The sequence below is a fragment of the Anaerotruncus sp. AF02-27 genome (assembly GCF_003465835.1).
In the GTDB taxonomy this organism is placed as follows: domain Bacteria; phylum Bacillota; class Clostridia; order Oscillospirales; family Ruminococcaceae; genus Anaerotruncus; species Anaerotruncus rubiinfantis.
In genome coordinates, this window is record NZ_QSBX01000012.1 from 72,888 (window position 1) to 90,995 (window position 18,108).

The 18,108-nt window shown below is 57.4% G+C and carries 17 protein-coding genes; 6 read left to right on the plus strand and 11 right to left on the minus strand.

The window, feature by feature from the left end; genetic code table 11:
• Positions 1-3 precede the first annotated feature (3 nt).
• The 4 genes from DWV16_RS10940 to DWV16_RS10955 all read left to right on the plus strand — a co-directional run bounded on the left by DWV16_RS10940 (position 4) and on the right by DWV16_RS10955 (position 4,045).
• Positions 4-1,011: an iron ABC transporter permease gene (locus DWV16_RS10940; protein ID WP_118479221.1), complete on the plus strand. Its 1,008-nt coding sequence runs from the start codon at positions 4-6 to the stop codon at positions 1,009-1,011.
• Complete coding sequence (locus DWV16_RS10945; protein WP_118479223.1) at positions 1,008-1,796, plus strand: ABC transporter ATP-binding protein; 789 nt, start codon at positions 1,008-1,010, stop codon at positions 1,794-1,796. Before DWV16_RS10940 ends, DWV16_RS10945 begins: the two co-directional genes overlap by 4 nt.
• 35 nt (positions 1,797-1,831) lie before the next feature.
• On the plus strand, positions 1,832-3,016 hold the full coding sequence (locus DWV16_RS10950) for an ABC transporter substrate-binding protein (RefSeq protein WP_118479225.1): 1,185 nt from the start codon (positions 1,832-1,834) through the stop codon (positions 3,014-3,016).
• Between the two features lie 696 nt (positions 3,017-3,712).
• Positions 3,713-4,045 (plus strand): helix-turn-helix domain-containing protein, encoded by a 333-nt coding sequence (locus tag DWV16_RS10955; protein WP_118479227.1) that lies wholly within the window; start codon positions 3,713-3,715, stop codon positions 4,043-4,045.
• Between the two features lie 35 nt (positions 4,046-4,080).
• Here DWV16_RS10955 and DWV16_RS10960 read toward each other — a convergent pair whose 3' ends face one another.
• The 3 genes from DWV16_RS10960 to DWV16_RS10970 all read right to left on the minus strand — a co-directional run bounded on the left by DWV16_RS10960 (position 4,081) and on the right by DWV16_RS10970 (position 7,090).
• The gene (locus tag DWV16_RS10960) at positions 4,081-5,424 is read right to left on the minus strand and encodes a hypothetical protein (protein WP_118479229.1); all 1,344 of its coding nucleotides are present in this window, start codon (positions 5,422-5,424) and stop codon (positions 4,081-4,083) included.
• A gap of 74 nt (positions 5,425-5,498) precedes the next feature.
• Entirely contained in the window at positions 5,499-6,035 is a 537-nt protein-coding gene (locus DWV16_RS10965) for a hypothetical protein (protein ID WP_118479231.1), read from the minus strand.
• The gene (locus tag DWV16_RS10970; RefSeq protein ID WP_158572849.1) at positions 6,032-7,090 is read right to left on the minus strand and encodes a replication initiator protein A; all 1,059 of its coding nucleotides are present in this window, start codon (positions 7,088-7,090) and stop codon (positions 6,032-6,034) included. The genes DWV16_RS10965 and DWV16_RS10970 overlap by 4 nt, the downstream gene beginning before the upstream one ends.
• Before the next feature lie 219 nt (positions 7,091-7,309).
• Between DWV16_RS10970 and DWV16_RS10975 the strand changes: the two genes are divergently transcribed.
• The gene (locus tag DWV16_RS10975) at positions 7,310-7,837 is read left to right on the plus strand and encodes a hypothetical protein (protein ID WP_118479235.1); all 528 of its coding nucleotides are present in this window, start codon (positions 7,310-7,312) and stop codon (positions 7,835-7,837) included.
• 90 nt (positions 7,838-7,927) lie between these two features.
• Here DWV16_RS10975 and DWV16_RS10980 read toward each other — a convergent pair whose 3' ends face one another.
• The 7 genes from DWV16_RS10980 to DWV16_RS11005 all read right to left on the minus strand — a co-directional run bounded on the left by DWV16_RS10980 (position 7,928) and on the right by DWV16_RS11005 (position 15,408).
• Positions 7,928-10,027, minus strand: a complete 2,100-nt coding sequence (locus DWV16_RS10980) for a VirD4-like conjugal transfer protein, CD1115 family (RefSeq protein ID WP_158572850.1) — start codon at positions 10,025-10,027, stop codon at positions 7,928-7,930.
• Complete coding sequence (locus tag DWV16_RS19070; protein WP_158572851.1) at positions 9,969-11,132, minus strand: hypothetical protein; 1,164 nt, start codon at positions 11,130-11,132, stop codon at positions 9,969-9,971. The genes DWV16_RS10980 and DWV16_RS19070 overlap by 59 nt, the downstream gene beginning before the upstream one ends.
• 182 nt (positions 11,133-11,314) lie before the next feature.
• Positions 11,315-11,971 carry a hypothetical protein gene (locus DWV16_RS10985; protein WP_118479239.1) on the minus strand — a complete coding sequence of 219 codons (657 nt, stop codon included), beginning with the start codon at positions 11,969-11,971 and terminating at the stop codon, positions 11,315-11,317.
• 31 nt (positions 11,972-12,002) lie between these two features.
• Complete coding sequence (locus DWV16_RS10990; RefSeq protein WP_243007314.1) at positions 12,003-14,141, minus strand: VirB4 family type IV secretion system protein; 2,139 nt, start codon at positions 14,139-14,141, stop codon at positions 12,003-12,005.
• On the minus strand, positions 14,104-14,850 hold the full coding sequence (locus tag DWV16_RS10995; RefSeq protein ID WP_199719781.1) for a hypothetical protein: 747 nt from the start codon (positions 14,848-14,850) through the stop codon (positions 14,104-14,106). The genes DWV16_RS10990 and DWV16_RS10995 overlap by 38 nt, the downstream gene beginning before the upstream one ends.
• Positions 14,847-15,167 (minus strand): hypothetical protein, encoded by a 321-nt coding sequence (locus DWV16_RS11000; RefSeq protein ID WP_118479241.1) that lies wholly within the window; start codon positions 15,165-15,167, stop codon positions 14,847-14,849. Before DWV16_RS11000 ends, DWV16_RS10995 begins: the two co-directional genes overlap by 4 nt.
• A gap of 16 nt (positions 15,168-15,183) precedes the next feature.
• A complete protein-coding gene (locus tag DWV16_RS11005) occupies positions 15,184-15,408 on the minus strand; it encodes a helix-turn-helix domain-containing protein (protein WP_118479243.1) in 225 nt (74 codons plus the stop codon).
• Between the two features lie 110 nt (positions 15,409-15,518).
• Here DWV16_RS11005 and DWV16_RS11010 point away from each other — a divergent pair, with 110 nt between their 5' ends.
• Positions 15,519-15,785 carry a hypothetical protein gene (locus DWV16_RS11010; protein WP_118479245.1) on the plus strand — a complete coding sequence of 89 codons (267 nt, stop codon included), beginning with the start codon at positions 15,519-15,521 and terminating at the stop codon, positions 15,783-15,785.
• Here DWV16_RS11010 and DWV16_RS19630 read toward each other — a convergent pair.
• On the minus strand, positions 15,775-17,049 hold the full coding sequence (locus tag DWV16_RS19630; RefSeq protein ID WP_243007315.1) for a C39 family peptidase: 1,275 nt from the start codon (positions 17,047-17,049) through the stop codon (positions 15,775-15,777). The genes DWV16_RS11010 and DWV16_RS19630 overlap by 11 nt on opposite strands.
• Between the last annotated feature and the right edge of the window lie 1,059 nt (positions 17,050-18,108).

Sequence of the window (18,108 nt, forward strand, 5' to 3'; positions counted from 1 at the left end):
GCAATGAGTCAGAGACAGAGGAAGATACTTTCGGCATTTTTGGCAGCGGCTCCGTTCGCCTGCCTGATCGTCTGCCTTGGCATCGGGCGTTACCAGATCTCTATCCCCGAAACGGTGCGCATCCTCCTCTCGCCGCTGACCGGCAGCGAGGTGGAACCCACCGCCTATTCCGTTCTTTTCAATGTCCGGCTGCCCCGGCTGCTTCTTTCGCTTTTTGTCGGGGCCGGGCTGTCGGTGTCGGGCGCGGCCTTTCAGGCCCTGTTCAGTAACCCGCTGGCGACGCCGGATACCCTTGGCGTCGCCAGCGGCGCCTCGTTCGGCGCGGTGCTTGCACTTCTCTTTTCCCACAATATCCTTGTCGTACAGGTGCTGGCGCTGGCGGTCGGGATGGCCGCGCTGCTGGGGACCTGCCTGATCAGCCGGATGAACGGCCGGAGTGGCATCATTATGGTTGTACTCTCCGGCATGGTGGTCTCCTCACTCTTTCAGGCGTTGGTTTCGCTGGCGAAATATGTGGCTGATCCCGAAGAGGACCTGCCAACCATCACCTATTGGCTGATGGGCAGCATGTCCCGTTCGACCATGCAGGGGATCGCGATCGGCGTCCCCTTAATCGCGATCGGCATCCTGCTCCTTTTCTTCCTGCGTTGGAGGCTCAACATCCTTTCCCTGCAGGAGGACGAGGCGAAATCGCTGGGGATCAATGTCCGGCGGCTTCGCCTGTTGGTGATGGCCGCCTCCACGATGATCACCGCCTCCTGCGTCTCGATGTGCGGGCAGGTTGGTTGGGTGGGCCTTCTGATTCCCCATGCCGCCCGGATGCTCTACGGCAGCGATAACCGTAGCATTATCCCCGCGAGCATCGGGCTCGGCTCCGCGTTCATGGTGGTGATCGACACGGCGGCCCGCGCGGCGACCGCCGCCGAGATACCGGTTTCGATCCTGACGGCGCTCATCGGCGCACCGTTCTTCATTCTGCTTCTGCGCAAAACAGGAGGTGCAAAGCTGTGAATTTTTCGATACAAAACGGCTGCTTCGGTTATGGGAGTACCCCCATCCTCCATAACATCTCTTTTGATGTGGAGAGCAGGGAGATCCTGACGGTACTCGGCCCGAACGGGGTTGGAAAAACGACCCTGCTGCGCTGCATGATGGGGCTGCTGCATTGGAGAAGCGGCAATACGCTGCTTGACAGCATCCCGATCACCAAAATGAACCACGCCGAGGTCTGGCGCCGGATTTCTTATGTCCCCCAATCCAAGGGGACGGCCCTCTCCTATACCGCCGCTGAAATGGTACTGATGGGGCGCTCGGCCCGGCTTGGGCTCTTTACCCAGCCCACCGCCGAAGACCGCCAGCGTGCCGCCGAAGCGATGGATCAGGTGGGCATCACCCATCTGGCGAACAAAAAATGCAGCGAGATGAGCGGCGGCGAGCTGCAAATGGTACTGATAGCCCGCGCGCTTTCTACCGAGCCCGAGCTGCTGGTACTCGACGAGCCGGAATCGAACCTCGACTTTAAGAACCAGCTCATCATCCTGGAGACGATCAGCCGTCTTTCCCATGAGCGGGGAATCGCCGCCATCGTCAACACGCACTATCCCGCGCATGCTCTCAAAATTGCCGACAAGGCGTTGATTCTCAACCGGGATGGTCAGAGCCTCTGCGGCCCGGCTGCGGAAACGATCAATGAGAAAAATATGCGCCGGGCATTCAGCGTTCAGGTCAAGATTGAGGATTATCGCTACGAGGGACGCTGCTACAAAAGTGTGATTCCCCTCGCCGTCGTCTCCTGACAACCCCTGAATGTTCTCAACAGAAAGGATCTATTATGCAAAAAGACAAAAAGTTTCTCGCGTTTCTCCTCTCTCTTTGCCTGACGGCATCGGCATTTTCGGGCTGCGCTGCCGGGCAGAGCGCGCCACCATCTTCCACCGCCGTGCCGGAATCTGTCTTATCCCCGTCCGAGGTCGATTCCTCCGCGCCCGCCACACGGGAGCGAACCCGTGAGATCGTCGACCAGATGGGGAACACCGTCGTCCTCCCGGAGGAGATTGACCGGGTTGTGATCGCCTCGGTCTGGCCGCTTGCCTCGGTCTATTGCCTCTTTGAGGGTTCGACCGAAAAGCTGGTGGGGCTCGACCCCGCGATCATCAGCGCGGCGGAAAACTCGCTGCTTGTCAAAGCTTTTCCCGAAATCGTTGAGATCGAGAGCGCCTTCAGCCAGAATGGGACCCTTAACGCGGAGGAGCTGCTCAGGCTCGATCCGGACGTCGTGCTTTACGCCTCCGGCGTGCCTGAAGATTACGACGTTTGCCAACAGGCGGGGATTCCCGCGGTCGGGTTTAGCCTGAGCATCAAGGATTTCAACGCCGTCGACACCATCAATTCCTGGATGGAGCTGCTTGGAGAGGTGATGGGCAGGAATCTGACCAATAACGACTTTATCCAGTATGGACAGGACATGCAGGCGCTGGTGGCCTCCCGTCTCGAAGGGCTGACCGATGAAGAGAAGCCGCGATGCATGTTTATCCACGGCTACGATGCCGGATCGATCCGCGTTCCCGGCAGCGCTTCCTGGGCCGACTATTGGATCACTGCTTCCGGCGGAATCAATGTTGGCGCCCAGGGTGGCAAAGGCACACCGGAGGTCGGCATCGAACAGATCTACCAATGGAATCCCGAAAAGATATTTATTACCAACTTCAACCGCGCCATCCCTGACGATCTCTATCAAAATGCAATGGAGAGTTTCGATTGGTCGAGCGTTTTGGCAGTACAAAAGCAGCAGGTCGAAAAACTGCCGTTGGGTATGTACCGCTGGTATGTCACCTGCTCTGATTCCTCTCTCATGCTGCTGTGGATGGCCAAACAAAACCACCCCGATCTCTTTGAAGATATCGACATGAACGAGACAGTGCGGGAGTTTTACAAAAAATTCTATGGTCTTTCGTTGACCGATGAGGAAATTGACTCAATCTTCATCCCCAAAAGGGAAGCGGCCGGTGGAATTTAAGTCCCGTTTTTGATGAAGCGCGTCTTCGATCTCAAAGATTAAACGGGCGGCGGCAGGCGCGCGCGCGCCGGTAAAATAGAGCAGGTGACAAAGTACCGGAGCACATAAAGAGCCAGGAAATTCGGGACATCAGGGATTTCTTGAGCGGTAGAACATATAACCATTGTATAGAGTGGACCTTACAACGAACAGAGGAATCATTAAATTTCAGACGGATCCCCATTTTTCAGGAATGGCCGCTATGAATTTGGCAGCCGTATATTCAGAAGTTTTTGGCACCCGTTTCAGGATGCCCCTTTTTGAGTGTGCAGCCGCAACATTGCTGGCATCAGTTTAGTAATATCAGTGTACCGTCGGTCCTGGCGACAAAGCCGTCAGTGTTGGAAACAGCGGTGATGATTGAGTTAAATAAATACGGCAGCCTTGAATCGCGTCGTTCAGGGCCTGCTTAGACGTAAAGCGTCTGCCCTAGCGACATTCCCATTTCTGGATATCCTGGAAACGGGAATGTCGCACCATTGTCAATACAGTATAAGGTAACAGGCGTATATCTATCCGTTTTGATAACATGAACCTGTCCGTTATTTTCTCGCAAGGAAAAAGTGTGATGATAAAGGTTCCTTCATTTGTAGGACTTATAAAATAAGTGGGAGGTGTGTTCTGGCGGATCGGATTACCTGTTTTTCGGTACGATTAATGGCTGCGCGGAAAAGAAAAAAACTGAAGCAAATTGACCTGGCAAGGGAACTGCATCTTTCGCAGGAGGCCGTCAGCCGGTACGAAGCAGGGAAAAGTCTGCCAAACGCGGAAAATATCGCTTTGTTGGCAAAACTGCTTGACGTCTCCAGCGACTATCTGCTGGGGCTGTCAGATCAGGAACAATCGCCCAAGCCGCTACGGGAACAGCTTTCCCCACAGGAATGGGAACTGCTCTATCAATTCCGGCGTCTGTCTCCTAGAGTCAAGGAGCGCACTTTGGGATACATAGACGGCGCCGTACAAAATCAACCAAAAACAAAAAAGCCGTAGGAAGCGTACATGAACACTTCCTACGGCTTTTGTTCTCAGCGTTTTCCCACAATCCTGCCATAAATCAACTTCCGGTTGTAGTTAAACTCCGTGATATGCACCAGCACCGTGTCCCCCGTTTCAAAGGCCGCGTCATAGTGGTTGTTGGAGTAGAGGCACAGACAGGTGGTGTCGTCCGGCAGCCGGCAAAAGACGCCGCCGGCATATTTCCCTTCGATCACGGCCTGCCGGCGGCAGCCCACCGGATGCCGCTGGTCGGCGCCGTCAAAGGGATTGGGGTTGACCTCCTTGACCGACACCACCGGTTTGCCGTCCTGGATGTCCAGCAGCCGCGCGCGCAGTTCCATGCCGGGCTTGTATTCGCCGCGCAGATCGGCGATGGCAGTGTAACTGAGATCCCTTTGGGTCAGTACAAGGTCGAAACCGCCGCATCCCACCATCAGCGTCTTGCGGGATACGAGCAGGACGTCACAGGTCACTATGTCGCGTCCGGCGCGGGCCGTCTGGAGGGTATGCCTGCGCTGCTTGGTCATGGCCATGCGGCGGGAAGCGACAGCGCAGTCGTTTTCACGATCCACGCTCATAATCACATAATCCACCTTTGCGCCCACCATACCCCGGATGGCATAGCGCGGGTTTTCCTCCCCAACAGCCCATACTTCGGTTTCGGGAATCATCACCTTGACGCGGTAGCCGATGATCACAAGGCTGCGTACGCTTCTGCGCTGTATGATTCCGTCCTCCTCGGTGATATCAAAGGTGTGGTCGTCCACACCGATGACCGTGCCGGTGAGGATGGAACGGGAGCGAAATGAAGCGTAGATAGCATTCCATTCCTGTTCCTGTTCCGGGGAAAGGTCGCGATCCAGTGTGCGGAAGTCAAGGCTGTAAAAGGCTTGACGGGCGTTCTTGGGCTTTTGCGAATCCTCCGGAGGCGGTTCTTCAGGGGGAGGTTCGGCCAGATTTGCTTTTTTCGTTTTTGCCGCTCTGGTTTTTGCGGCCTTTGCCGCCGGTTTCGATGTGGGGCGCGGCGGATCGCCTTGGACGGGCATTTCCGGCAGGCTCTCCTCGTTAGGTTCCGCGATTGGCGGCTCTCCCGGTAGAGGCGGCTCTGTCCGGTCGATCTCTGAGATATCCGATTTTTGTTCCAATCCGTCAGGTGCAGCCGTTGCTTCATCTGGGCTTGGGGAGCATTCTATGGCAGCTTCTTCTACCGGATCTTCTGCTGACAGCGCCGTGGATTCGAAGGATGTGTCAGCGGATTCCGTGTCCACCACTGTGGATATCGCTTCTTCAAGGCCACTGTCCCCAGCCAGTTCAGACATGATCTCCTGTTCGGGATGTTCGGTAAGCGGACTCTCGCTTTTCTTTCTGGGCATAGTCAAATCTCCTTTTCTTTTCGTTATGATACAGTGGACAAAGTATGCATTATGCTGTGATCCACCCTCCCCTCTCACTGCCGGCGCAGAAAGTCATAGCCGCCCGACTCGTTTTTGAAGACAAAGCAGGCAGGGTTTTCCGTGCGAAGGCTTTCGATCTGCTCACGGCTCTCAGGCAGAAAAAGCCAGGTGCATTTGAAACCCTGATACCGCCTGTATAGCTGCTCGACGACGTGCTGTTCCTCCCCCAGGGGGACGGGAACGACTTTGAAATCGAGATAGCCGCGTGTGTCCCGCAGATAAAAGGAAAGCGTGCAGGGCCGCTCTCCCCGTAAAAATTCCGGGAGGTTTTCCCCGCATACCTCGGCCATCACGTCGGCGGCGGCGAGTAAGGCGGGGTCGCGCCGCTGCCCGGGCAGGCTGGAAAATCCGCCGCTGTCCACATGACGGTCGATTTTGTCCAAGTAGGCAAGCTGCCGCAGGCTGCGCTCCCCCTGCTTTATGGAGAGTCCATATTTCAGACGCAGGAGCCACAGCAGATGCCGGTCGCGTATGTAAGGGATCTCCCGTAGGCAATCCAAAATGTATTGCTGGCAGTCGGTGATGATCACATTGCGTACCCCCTTCCTCCGCCGGGGGAGGAAGCGCGGGAAAGGGCGTTCAGGTATGGGTCAACCAGCAAATCACTTTCCGATTCGTGGATGGCGTTAAAGATCGTGGACATCACATAAGCCGTGCTGTTTTTCACCCGCTGTCCGGTGTTGGATCGCAGCTTGTGGTAGGCGTCCTCCAGTACCATTCCATCCAGCCGCCACAGGTGGGAGCGTACCCGTGCCTGCGGCAGCGTTGCCTTGCCTACGGTGAAGCTGCTGGCGTAGTAGAGCCGTTCAATGGCGTTCTGAAAGACGCCCTGCGCCTCCTCGGGCAGTATCCATAATTCGCAGCGCTCCAAAAGTTTTTCAAACGGCTCGCTATCATCCTGTCCGTCCGTGCTTTCCCGCCCGCGGGCGGATACGGACGGACTGACTTTATCAGGATCACTCATATCAATCTCTCTCTTTTCTTTCTTACTTGGGTGCGAATCCGGCAGGTCTGGATGTGCCGTTTCAGCAGGTATAGAACTGCTGTTTTGGCAGGTCTTGAGATCCGGGGAGGGCGGTTCTTGATCTGCCGCTTCGGCAGGTCTGGCCGTATCTTCCCTTCCTGCGTTGGAATCAAGATGTGCGGTTTCGGCAGGTCTTGCGCCCCCATTCCCGAATGGGGCGGCGGTGTGGTCATCCGCGTCCGCGGCGGCAAGTTCCACCAGCGCCAGATAGATCTGATTGGCGTTGCCGCGGCCTACCCGCTTTTCCCAGATGAGCCGCGCCGCGACCAGTTCCCGAAAAGCGGCAATCGCCTTTTTGTAGGTGATCTGCATTTCGGCGGCAAGCGACTCACGGGTGAAGATGACGAACACCTCGCCGTTGTCATTCACCCAGCCGTTCAGGCGGGAGAGCTGGAAGCGGTTGAGTAAAAACGTGTAGGCGACCTTTGCTTCCAGCGACAAAGGCTTATACTGTTCGTGCGAGAACAGCCAGCGGGGCATTTGCAGGTGGAAAAAGCTCACGATGTCACTTTGCTTCATCAGTCGGAAGTCTGGGAGTGCGTCTGTTTTGGCGGCCTTCATGGAGAACACCCTTTCTTGTGTAAAATAAAAGCACACCCGTAATAAACGGATGTACCGGACTGTTGGAGTGATGGATTTACGGCAATGTTGCGGTATGCTATACTTAATATAAAGAATCGCCTTATCAAGCAAGCAATAATGATTAAAAATCAGGTGGTACGCCTTAGGCAGATAAGGCGTACTTGACAAATCGGAAGTTGAGAGGATGGATAAGTCAAAATGAGTAAAGAAATATTGGATGAAATTACGAAAATCCATACTCCTGAAGATGTCATGAAATTTTTTGATGATTTTATTGAGTATGGATGTATAGATGTATGCGAAAAAAGATGGGTTGATAGTTTAGGTGGTCACGATTTTCGCGATATTTATAGGACACTTAGTTTAGAGGATTCTTTGGACAATAAAATTGGTGCTTGTTTTGAACAGGCCAACATTAGCAAATTTGTTTTAGATACAATAGGTATTAAAAATAGGATATTTTGTACCCGCGGCTTTAACGAAGAACACAAAGAGCCAACTGATTTGTATCTTGTTCATTGTTATGTTCTAGGATACTGGGGTGATAAAATCATAAATATTGAGCATTCAGATAGCGATAAAAGGGGTATTTATGTTTATGATTTATTTGAGGACGCCATAAGAGAAACTCACAACATATTCAGTGATAAATTTAAACTCCATGGTGCCTCCACAACTAGATGCGATGAATTTTTTGATTTTTCCTGGCGGATTAACCTTTGTTGAATTTAATGATTTTATCAATGAAAGCATTAGACAGTAACTTCCCATTTGTAGGGCTGTTTTAGTACGCCTTATTGGTATAAGGCGCGATTATTATTGCCGTTCCTCCGGCGGCCGCTCCCGGAGGCTGGCCGGCGGCACATTGGCGTAGGAGACCCGTTTCAGATTGCCCGGAGGTTTTTGACCGGCTGTGTCTGGGACGGGATTGTCCGTTTCCTGCGCGGGCGGTGGGACGGAAACGGCGGTTGTGCCAAAACAACTTGTCTGTTCACGGGGCGGTGGGGAAAAGTCCACAGGTTCGGGCGGAGATGGCTTGGAGGCCTTTGCCGCCTGTTTTTGTTCCTCCTCCAGCTTGCGCCACGCGGGAATGTAGTCCACCACCCGGCAGGGCTTCAGATCGGCAAAGCCCTGCAGTTCCTCAGGAATGATTTTGTAAAGCTGCAAGGGGTTCTGCCCCCGCAGCAGCACGATTTCCCGCGTGTTGTCCAGGCGCAGAAGCTCGTCGGGATACATCAGCGGCCTTTGCGCGTTGCTTCGTCCCTGGCTGTACGGCCTGGTGGAATTATAGACCGGGGAGAACAGCGGCTGCATAGGGATCTGCGCCGTGGTGGTGCGGATGGTCACCATGCCGCATTTGTCGGAGATGTACTTGGCCGTCATCTGGTCGTTGCAGCCGAGGAAAATCTGCGTGTCACAGTTGCCGATGATCTCCTCCCATTCCTTGTTTTCGTAACGGTCGGAAAGCTGCGCGATGCCCTGGATGACGATCTGGCAGTGGATGTTGAACGAGCGGCAAACGCTGATGGTTTTCTTGAAATCCACCAGCCGCCCGATGTTGCAGAATTCTTCCAGCATGACGTTCACCGGCACCGGGAGCCGCCCGTGCTCGCACTTCTTCCGCGCGTAGTTGGGCAGGCGGGTGAAGAGCAGGGAGAAGAACATCGAGCTGAGGAACTCCAGGGAGCTGTCCTGTGCGGAAATGATGCAGAAGTAGGCGCATGGGCGCTGTCCGGGGAGCAGCAGATCAATGTCATCATGCCGGGTGATTTTGTCCACCAACTCGTTTTGGAACACCCCCAGCCGGTTGCCGAGGCCGATGGCGATGTTGCCCCAAATCTGCCGGTTGGCCAGACGGAAGATGCCGTAGGGCGCCTGCGCCGGATGGTTTTTGGGAAGCTGGGCGAAAATTTCCTCGATCTCCTGAAAGGACTTGGTGGACAGAATCTCGTAAATGACGCCGAGGGAGCGTTCCCGCACCGGGAGCAGTTTACCGGTTCGCGGGTCGGTGCGGCGTTGGACATAACGAAGCAGCGCCATCAAAAGGTTCATTTCGGCCTTCTCCCAAAAGTCCTGCCGCTCGTTTTGGTTCGAGGTGTTTTTGATGATGACTTCGGCAATCGTCTGGATCAGCGTCTGGTCGTCCTCCACGGCGGTCAGGCAGTTGAAGCCGTCGCTGTTTTCCATGTCCAGCAGGTTGTAGGCCTTCACCACATAACCTTGACCGCGCAGATACTCGCTGGTCGCTTCAAAAAGTTCCCCTTTGGGGTCTACACAAATCAAGCTTTCCTTGCGTTTGGCGACCTGTATGATGAACGGCTTGACAAATCCCCGGCTTTTGCCGGAGCCGGACGCGCCGTAGACGATCATGTGGCGGTTGAGCTGGTTTTCGGGCGATGGCGACAGGTACTCGGCGTACTTGTCCGGGTCGTCCCGATGCGTTTTGATTTTTCCGATGATCGTCCCGGTGAGCTTGTCCGCCGGGCCGATGTCCATCAGCGCCTCCATATCCTTTCGCTCCATCCAGCCGGAGGTGCCGTGGGTGGCGTCGGGCAGGATGTCAAAACCCCGCGCGTCGCGCTTGAACTTGTAGCCGGAAAACCAGCTGTAGCCTTTTTTCGTAATGAGGCAGAACATTAGGGCACAGAAAAATGTGAGGCCAAGCCCCGTGGGGGTGAACACCGCCAGCAGGTTTCGGATGGGGTTCAGCACCCAAATGCTTTCCACCGGTTCGGCGCCGGTTTTTGGAAAGGTCTGCGCGATGCCGAGGATGATGGAATTGATCAGCAGCCCGTAGAGATACCACCCGGCCGCAAACAGCAGCGCGTAGGTTTTCAGCTTTTGCCTTCCGATCCGTTCAATTTGGCGTTCGAGCCTTTTTTCCAGCTTTGCAATGTGATCCGAGAGCCGCGGCATCCAGATACCCTCCTTCCTGCGTGCGGTATGGGGTGCCAGGCGGTTCGTAGAGCCGCAGGCCAAAATGTTCGGTGAAAAGTGCTTCAGGCAGCGCATAGAAATCTGCCGAGCCCGCAAGTCCCATCGAGGACAGAAGCAGCGTGAGTGCGGCGGACTGTGATTCCAGAATCAAGAGCATCAAGCGGCGTCCCTCCTTGTCCGCCCGCCTTGCGGCCCGTTCCAATCGCTTTACATCCATGTCTATGGCAACCAGCAGGGGCTGTCCGAGACTTGCGGAAAAGGCGTCGCAATCTGGATCATGATCCGGAGGTTGCCGGTAGTCCTCCAAAAGCGCCAGCCGCGCCAGCTTTTCCCGGTAATCCGGCAGGCCCATCAGTGCCAGCTGGCAGGCTCCCGCGTCGCTGCATTCCAGAAGATGCAGCGGCATCAGCAGGCTTTGCGCCGCCCCGGCAAAGGAGTACCAGCCGTTGGCGCGCTTCTGGTTTACCGGCAAAGACGGCTCGTTTAACATTCCATTGGCCGCCGCGAGGTAGCTGTCCGCGGTATAGACGGCGGCGGTCTGCTCACAGTGCCCGGCTGTCAGCTTATGAAACAGGGACATTTCGCTCTGGAAAAGCAGTCCCTGCCCGTCCATGAAGTGCAACATATAGGCGGTTTGGCCGAGCCGGACGATCCCTGCCATGCGGCAGCCCGCCCAGACCTTCGCGCCGGTAACAGCCGTGTTCCTGCGGGCGGCCGCGGAGGAGAGGTAGACCGGCGGCTGTGACAGCTGCCCGGGCGTGTCGGCAAAGGCGTCCATTCCCGCCCGGTAGCAGGTGAACAGGAGCTTGGCGGCTTCATCCCTGCGCCGGAGCTTTTGCGGATCGGTGATATAGCAGGCGTCCTTTGGGTAGGGGTAGCCGAGTCCGTACAGAAGTTCCCAGCCCGCCGGGGTGAGCCGGAGATACCGCCCGTTCCGGGTGGGGTACAGGAGCTTGTAAAGGCAGAGACCGTCGATTCCTGCCGGGGAGAAGAGTCCCGTGTCAAAGCCGCCGAGATCCAGCGGGATGGCTTTGAGCCTTCCTGCCAGCCGCAAGACTTCGATTTCTGCCGTGGAGAAAAGCATCCCGGCCGCCTCCTTTTTGGGGATACCCTACCATGGTGCGTAGTACGTAGCGTGCCCGCATTGTTTTCATCCCGCGGGACAATGACAAAGGCCCGGTTCATGCGCTTTTTTTGCCCTTGCGCCATGGCAGTGCCGGGGACATTTTGAGATGCCCGCCAAACAGGCAGAAAACAAGAGACACCCTACCATGGTTCAAGTCCCGGAAAACCGCTTCCAAAGCAGCCGGAGCGGACGGAAAAGTATTCCCCGGCGTCGTCCGAAGGGAGAATCCAGATGTGGCAGCAGGGGATATCGGAGCGGCGGGACAGCAGCGCCACCTCCAGCGTGAACTGGTCGTCATCCTCGATCAGCAGGCCCTTGATGGCGTTGGGGATAGCCTTCCACCCCTTGTTATCCTGGTCGTAAACCCGCCGGTTTGAAATGTCGCAGCGCTCCTCGATGATGAGCATGGCGCGCTGAAATTTCGGCAGTTTGCGGCCATGTTCCCGATAGCGGAGCAGCAGGGCGGCCAGCGTATTTTCCAGCCAAAGCGGCGTTTTGTATTTGCAGCCCGGCAGCAGCGTGTTGAGGGTGATATGGACCCAGCCGAATTCGGTGACTTCGATTTCCCCCACAAGCGCGGGAATCTTCGGCGCGTCCGGCTTGCGGGAGGACTCGGACTGTGCCGGACGGATCGACTCGGCGGCTGTGCGCAGCCTGACGGCCACCCGTTCCACTGTTTCCAAGACACCGTCCAGCTGGGTGCTGTCCGTCCGGGGAGCTCTCAGCGATACCTCGCAGTTTTCCAGCGCGATGCCCAGCATCGCGTGGATCTGGGACAATTCCTTTTTCATATCCATATGCGTCGTCTCCTTTCGCTTATCCGGACATTCATCCTTGGACGCCCCGTTCGTTCCTCTGCATCTGTGCTTCCAGATCCGCCCGGCTGGTGGTGATCATGTCATACTCCATCTGCGTCGGCTGAAACGCCACGTTGATGCGGTTGTGCCCGGCGCAGAGCAGCCCCTCGCCGCGGCGGTTGCGGATGATCTGCAGGGTTTCGTCATCGGAAAGCCCCAACACTTCTTTGACGCGTAGCGCCTCATCTTCCTCCAGTGGCAGGATGACCTTGATGCGGCTGTTGTTGATGATGCCTTTCCCGTACTTTCCGCCTTCGAGGGCAAAGAAATCACCCAGGTCCTGGGTGGCGCAGATGGCCGAGCCGCCGTAGCCGCGCATGATTTTGAAAATCTCCAGCACATAGTCGGCGGCCAGCGGATTCGAGGAGGCGCCGATCAGGCACCATAGCTCATCGAGCATCAGCACTTTTTTTCGCACTCTGGATTCCTTGCATTTGTCCCAGCAGAAGTCCACCGCCAGGAACATCCCCAGCGGCAGCAGGTCCTTAGGCATTTCGGAAATGTCCAGCACAATGTATTTGTTGTCAAGATCCACGTTGGTCTGGCGACCGAGGTTGGCGGCGGAGCCGGTGACAAACCGCGCCTGCGCCGTGGCGAGCCCCTTGGTTTCCGGATTTTGCTGTAAAATCGAGTAAAGGTCGCTCTGGTCGGGCATGGGCTTCACAGCGCCGGTTTCGTCATACAGGCTGGCATTGTCAAAGGTGATCCCGAAATTTCTGTAGCACTCCACCAGCGCGGCGTCCAGATGGTTCCTCTCCTCATCGGTGATGTTGGGCTTCAAGAGGGAAAAGTAGATGTGCAGCTTGGCGATTTTATCGGCCAGCAGGCTGTCGGCGCGTTCGGAAAGCCGCCCGATTTCGGCGTCCACATCCAGTGTGCCGCGCCGGATCTCCATGATGTTGATGCAGTCGCCGGAGGACGGGGAGAGCTTGATGTACCGCCCGCCGATGGCCTCGCAGGCGGGCCGGAACTCGAAGCCCTTGAGCGGCGCGATGATGAACACCTGCACGTCCTGCTCTCGCAGGCGCACCGCCATCGTCTGGAGGAGCATCGTTTTGCCCGCGCCGCTCATGCCGCAGATGCTCAGGTTGGCGTTGCTGTATTTGGCGGAATTGAAGATGTCCAGCATACAGACCGAGCGGTTATGGAGGTTGATCCCCAGCATGATGCCGGACTGGTCGCAGATCTCAAAGCTGGAAAACGGAAAGGCCGCCGCCACACCAGTGGTCAGCGCGTTGCGGCGGCTCTTGCGCTCAATATCCGGGGCGAGGGCCAGCAGGGGCAGCGAGGACAAAAAGCCCTGTTCGTGTTTGTAATCGCAGCGTTTGGCCACCATGTTCAGCGAGGTGCAGCGGGTCTCCACCATGGCCACGCGCTGCTCCAGCGTGTCCGGGTCGTCGGCGGTGACCTCGATGAGCGTGTGCATATAGTAGAAATCCTCGCCGCCCCGGTTCATCTCGTCCTTCATCCAAAGCCCGGAGGCGATCGCGGAATCCAGTTCCTCAAAGTCCTGCCGGGTGTCGCCCACATCCCGCATCCGGGAGCGGTTGACCATAGTGGTCTGCGCGATCTTCGGAAGGATTTTGTCCTTTTGCTGCCGCCGGGTGATAAAACTCAGATTGATCCCTTCGCCAATTTCCACCAGAGCGTTCAGCCATCCGCTTGTAACCGCGCTGGTGTAGCCGTAGCCGGTGATGTAGAGGTAGCTGTGGTACACGCCGTCTACCACCACATAATCGCGGCCGCGGAAATCGGCGGAAGCGGGGGCGAGAATATCCGGAACAGTGGTGGCGCCGCTTTCCAGCGGGGAGACCTCCGGCGAACGCTCTTTTTTGGCAAGCCGGCGCTTCCGGGGCTTCTTTTTCAATTTTTTCTCCTTGGTCTGCTTTGCGGGCTTGGGTGCTTTTGGCGGCTTGGGCGCCTTTATCCCATGCGTCTTGCGTGAATCCAGAAAGGTTTCGACCTGCCAGGAGGAGCCTTCCTTCTGGTGCTTGCGGCGTGGAACCGGCGGGCCGGCGTCCACCGGCGACATCTGCGGGTCTTCTTTTTCATGAGGCGCTTCTCCTTCCACTTCATACGCTCGAAACTGATACTCTTTTCCCGGCTTCATCGTCCGCACTCCCTTCGTCATGGAATATGGTTTTCAACTCGTCGTCCGTGACGCCGAACACCTTGGTGCAGGAGGAGAACACCTCCAGCGGCAGCTTGCTATGGCGGCTGGTACGCTTGTTGAGCAGGCTGTAAAGCAGCTCCAGTTGGAAATTGTCCGAGTAGTCCGGGCACAGCACCTCCAGGCCGCACATTCCCAGATACCGGCGGGCGGTCTCCTCCTCCTCCCTCAGCCGGTCCGCCACCGCCTGCAGGCCATCGCCCCGGGTTTTCATGCGGGCCTCATGCTGGAAAATCAGAAAGAAGCGGCGCGTCACCGCTTCGTTGGCCGCCAGATAGGTGACCTCATTGATGTTGTCCTCGATCATGTACCGGCAGCTTTCCACCGGCTCGTTCTCGCAAAATGACCGCAGGCGGCTCACGTAGCCCTCGATATCCGCCCTTTGAGTGACCACCTTGATTTGCAGGTTGTCCGGCGCGATTTTGAGGTAGCTTGCGTAGTAGTAGATGATGTTCTGCCGCTCAATGGAGGATTTGAGCGCGAAGTTGACAGGCAAAACCTCCAGAATCTTGATAAAGCGCCCGTCCTTCAGGATCACGATACCGTCCTGGATGTCGGCGACCGGCAACCATTTTTGCGTGCTGTGCTGATACTGCGCGGCGTGGATGCGGGCAAGCTGTTTGCCGAAAAGCAGTTCCTTCAGATTCATTGTCCGCGCCTCCCATCGGATGGGCTGCCGCGGAAGGTCAGGATACGCCGGCTTCGCCGCCACCGCCACCAGATACCGAGAAAGCGCGAAAGGCAATCGTCATTGATGCCGATCAGCGCAAAGCCGCCGGCGGGAACGGCCAGGATCATGGCGGCGATGATGCGGGTGGTGATTTCAAACGGCAAAAACGCCAGACACAGATAGAGAATGGGAGCCGAGATGAGCAGCGACTCGATGGTGTTGCGGATCTGGAACATCCCCATCAGCTTGCCGGCGTCGGTGAAGTTGGCGGGGAGGTGGTAGTTTTCATAGTTCAAAGCGCTTCACCTTCTCTCACATAGTCGAGCAGCCGGTATTCAAGCCGCCGTCCTGGCCGCGTTCGTCCGCGATGATGGCGAAGGCCTCCCGGATGAGCTCGCGCTGGTATTCGGTGGAAGGCTCGATGCCGAGTTCCATTTGGGAAATGCGCTGGGGGGAAACCCTGGCGACCCGCGCCAGCTGGGCAAGGGAGACGTTGTGGCGGAAGCGCAAAAAACGCATCACACGGGTTTGGGGCATATAAAATCACGCTCCTTCAAAGTGTCTTATTGATATCGGGCCTTGATCGGTCAAAAAGCTTTCGCTATAATGGAACCAAATAAAACTGATGACATAGGGAGGTTTTGCTTATGTTGGGAAAAGATTTAGAAAAGTACCTAAACGAAGAAAGTAGCGGGATGGGCGCGGGATCTGATCCGTGCCGTTCCGGCATGTCGGCTTTGGAAGCGGCGCCACCCGCTTCGGCACAGGAGGGTGGGGTACGGCATGAACTGTCGCATGTGGTTCAGCAAATGCACGGGCGTGTCAAACCACCGGCTGACGTCACTCATGATATAGGGACCGATAATGATTCGCTGGAACACGAGGCGGATTTGTACGGCTCCGTTATCCGATGATCCAAAACGGCCCTCCGGCCGCAGCGTTTTTGCGCGCCTCGTCCAGGACGATTTCGGCGTCCCACTCCTGCTGGCTCTTACCGTAGCTGACGGGATCGGCGACGAGGAATTTGCCGTCCCCGGTGACGCCCCTGAGCACGATGAAATGCCCGGAGGTCGTAAAATGCCCCGGTCCCATAATGGCGACCACCAGCTTGCCGCCGGCCAGAGCATCCACAAGTTTTTGTGCGTCGCCCCGTCCGGCCCCCTCTACTGATAGACTATATTCGGCGGCGGCGCCCGGGATCAGGGAATGATAACTCCCGTTTCCCTCGCAGCAGTAGCCGTTTTCCGCAGCCCAGTCCGCCATTTCCTTGGGATCTATGGCGGCGCCGGTGAGAGTGGAGATCACAATGGACATTGCCGTGGGGCCGCAGCCGCCGTAACCGATGGTTTGGGATTTCCCGTACAATTCGTCGCACCATCGGCTATCCATCTGATTGTAGTAAACGACCTCGCGCCCGCCGTCCGTGAAAACAATGTCCCCATAATCCACACCGGGAAGATCGCCGGTATAGCCGGGGTTACTGGGGTCGATCAGTTGGGAGTCGGACAGATTTCCATACAGGAACCTTGCCCACTCGGTTTTGAATGTGTCGAAGCGCTGCTTTTGCATGAGGGCGTCCTGCCCGATGTCCCAGATGTCGATGTGGATGCGGTAGCAGGGCGTGCTCTCATCCTCATCGTCGCTGTCGTAGTAGACCTCCACCCAGTAGCTGTACTCGATGTTGTCCCGCACCAACTGGCGCACCGTGCTCTCGTTGATGCGGTAGAGATCCTGCTCATGCAGCACCGAGGAAATGGAGATCAGCCAATAGTTGTTGGTGTTCCCGAAGTCCTCGTTTACCACCACATCGTCATAGCCCGCCGAAAGGCGGGCTATGATCGCATCGGCCTCCTGACGGGTAAAACCGCTGAACTGGTCGTACAGCCCGCCGACAAAAACCGCCTGCCGCGTCATCCGTGCAACTTCCGGATCGTCCACCGACGGGAACTGAAAGTTCGTGCCGACGAGGGACAAAAACAGAAAAAATGGCAGCAGGATCGCCATGACGATGACAATGGCAAGCAGCTTCAGAATCTGCGGCAAAAACGATTTGACCGCCGCGATCGCCGCGCCCTTCAGCCCGCCGGTGACCGCTCCGTTGATGATGGTCGCGATGGCGTTCGCTCCCTGCGCCACCTTGGCGGCTGTGGAAAAGCCTCGGTTCTCCTGATCGCTCAACTGCCGTCACCCCCCGGCGGCCTGCGATTGTGGCCAATGGGCGGGCGCTGCGGCCCATTTCTGCCGCCGTTTGGGGGAGCGCCCTGCGGGGCGCCTTTCCTGCCCGGACTTGGAGCGGGGCCCGCGCTCTGAGTCGTACCCTGTACCGGCGGTGATGGCTGTGCCGGCGCTTGCGCGCCATTCCTGCCGGGACTTGGGGGCTGGCTCGCGCCTTTGTCCGCGCTCTGAATGGGCGGCAAAGGCTGCGGCGCTGATGCGCCGTTTCTGCCGGGACGTGGCGGCGCGACTTGCGCGGCCACGAGAGGGCTTTGCGCGACTCCATTCCTGCCGCCGCTTGTGGGAGCGCCCTGCGGGGCGCCGTCCCTGCCGAGACTTGATAGGCGCTGTTCCTGCGGGATGTTGTTGATGACGGCGTTATGCCCGATGGGAGGACGCGACGCGCTGGAGGGAGTAGTACCCCTGTCGAGTCCCGCGCCGGCGCTCCTTGCGCCGGACAGGGGCGGATGTGTGGGGTTTTGCGCCGTGGTGGGCTGCGTACCCGCGCCCTGTATCTTCGCGCCGCCTGGGAATTGAGGGCCGTGGGGTACGGCCGGCCTGCCGGCGGCTTCTGTTGCCTGTGTGCTCCGGCTGCTGCTGGCGCTGGTGGTACTACTGGTGGCCTGCGAGGAGCTGTGGCTTGTGTGCGGCGCTGCGCCCGCCCCAACGGGGGGCTGCGGGAAATTGCCGCGCGGCGTGTGTTGGACAGGTGGGCGGGTTGGATTCTGTTCCGTCTTTGCCTGTGCGCCGGGGCCGCCCGGAGGAGAAACCATGCCATGCGGAGAAGCGGCGCCTGCGGAGGGCTGTACCTGCGTTTCTTCGTATTCCACGTCGATGTTGACAGGTTTCGTCCGCGGGGGTCGGGACGCCATTCCCTGCAAGGGCTGTCCGGACGAAGGCTGCGCCCCGTTTTGCGCTTGGGTCCCCTGCCGGGTGCTTTGACCTTGCGGCTGCTGCCCGATCCCTTGTCCCGCAGCGTGCTCCATCCCCTGGCCTGCTGTTCGTGCCGCCTGTCCGGCGGCC

Coding starts and splice junctions, on each gene's coding strand:
- DWV16_RS10940 (WP_118479221.1), top strand. CDS start 4: ATGAGTCAGAGACAGAGGAAGATACTTTCGGCATTTTTGGCAGCGGCT.
- DWV16_RS10950 (WP_118479225.1), top strand. CDS start 1,832: ATGCAAAAAGACAAAAAGTTTCTCGCGTTTCTCCTCTCTCTTTGCCTG.
- DWV16_RS10955 (WP_118479227.1), top strand. CDS start 3,713: ATGGCTGCGCGGAAAAGAAAAAAACTGAAGCAAATTGACCTGGCAAGG.
- DWV16_RS10960 (WP_118479229.1), bottom strand. CDS start 5,424: ATGCCCAGAAAGAAAAGCGAGAGTCCGCTTACCGAACATCCCGAACAG.
- DWV16_RS10970 (WP_158572849.1), bottom strand. CDS start 7,090: ATGAAGGCCGCCAAAACAGACGCACTCCCAGACTTCCGACTGATGAAG.
- DWV16_RS10975 (WP_118479235.1), top strand. CDS start 7,310: ATGAGTAAAGAAATATTGGATGAAATTACGAAAATCCATACTCCTGAA.
- DWV16_RS10980 (WP_158572850.1), bottom strand. CDS start 10,027: ATGCCGCGGCTCTCGGATCACATTGCAAAGCTGGAAAAAAGGCTCGAA.
- DWV16_RS19070 (WP_158572851.1), bottom strand. CDS start 11,132: ATGCTTTTCTCCACGGCAGAAATCGAAGTCTTGCGGCTGGCAGGAAGG.
- DWV16_RS10985 (WP_118479239.1), bottom strand. CDS start 11,971: ATGGATATGAAAAAGGAATTGTCCCAGATCCACGCGATGCTGGGCATC.
- DWV16_RS10990 (WP_243007314.1), bottom strand. CDS start 14,141: ATGAAGCCGGGAAAAGAGTATCAGTTTCGAGCGTATGAAGTGGAAGGA.
- DWV16_RS10995 (WP_199719781.1), bottom strand. CDS start 14,850: ATGAATCTGAAGGAACTGCTTTTCGGCAAACAGCTTGCCCGCATCCAC.
- DWV16_RS11005 (WP_118479243.1), bottom strand. CDS start 15,408: ATGCCCCAAACCCGTGTGATGCGTTTTTTGCGCTTCCGCCACAACGTC.
- DWV16_RS11010 (WP_118479245.1), top strand. CDS start 15,519: ATGTTGGGAAAAGATTTAGAAAAGTACCTAAACGAAGAAAGTAGCGGG.